Annotated in this window: 1 protein-coding gene; it reads right to left on the minus strand. The window is 66.4% G+C overall.

Annotation, left to right across the window (positions count from 1 at the left end):
- The coding region (gene ilvC / locus IE107_RS34475) for a ketol-acid reductoisomerase (RefSeq protein ID WP_229867486.1) at positions 1-981 on the minus strand (981 nt) is incomplete at both ends.

A 981-nucleotide genomic window follows, 5' to 3' on the forward strand; every position in this document is an offset into this window, starting at 1 on the left:
GACCCAGCTCATGAGCTTGCGCAGCTCGCGGCCGGTGGTCTCCAGGAGGTGGTCGCTGTCGGCCTTCTTGTACTCGTTGTACTTGGGCAGACCGCTGTGGTACTCGGCCATCCAGTTCTTGGCGAAGGTGCCGTCCTGGATCTGTGCGAGGACCTTCTTCATCTCGGCCTTGGTGGCGTCGGTGATGATCCGCGGGCCGGTGACGTAGTCGCCCCACTCGGCGGTCTCCGAGATCGACCAGCGCATCTTCTCCAGACCGCCCTCGTACATGAGGTCCACGATGAGCTTCAGCTCGTGCAAGCACTCGAAGTACGCGATCTCCGGCTGGTAGCCGGCCTCGGTCAGCGTCTCGAAACCGGCCTTCACCAGAGCCGCGGTGCCACCGCACAGCACGGCCTGCTCACCGAACAGGTCGGTCTCGGTCTCCTCCGTGAACGTCGTCTTGATCACGCCCGCACGGGTGCCGCCGATGGCCTTCGCGTACGACAGGGCCAGCGCCAGACCGTTGCCCGAGGGGTCCTGCTCGACGGCCACGATGCACGGAACACCACGGCCCTCCTCGTACTGACGGCGCACCAGGTGCCCCGGGCCCTTCGGCGCGACCATGCAGACATCGACGTCGGCCGGCGGCTCGATGAAGCCGAAGCGGATGTTCAGACCATGACCGAAGAACAGCGCGTCCCCGGCCTTCAGATTGTCCTTGACGGACTCCTCGTAGACCTGGGCCTGGATCGGGTCCGGGACCAGGATCATGATGACGTCCGCCTCGGCCGCGGCCTCGGACGGCGTCACCACACGCAGGCCCTGCTCCTCGGCCTTCACCCTGGACTTCGAACCCTCGTGCAGACCGACCCGGACGTCGACACCCGAGTCACGCAGCGACAGCGCGTGGGCGTGGCCCTGGCTGCCGTAGCCGATGACCGCGACCTTGCGGCCCTGGATGATGGACAGGTCGGCATCGTCGTCGTAGAACAGCTCGGC

This window comes from Streptomyces gelaticus (genome assembly GCF_014649535.1).
GTDB classification, from domain to species: Bacteria; Actinomycetota; Actinomycetes; order Streptomycetales; family Streptomycetaceae; genus Streptomyces; species Streptomyces gelaticus.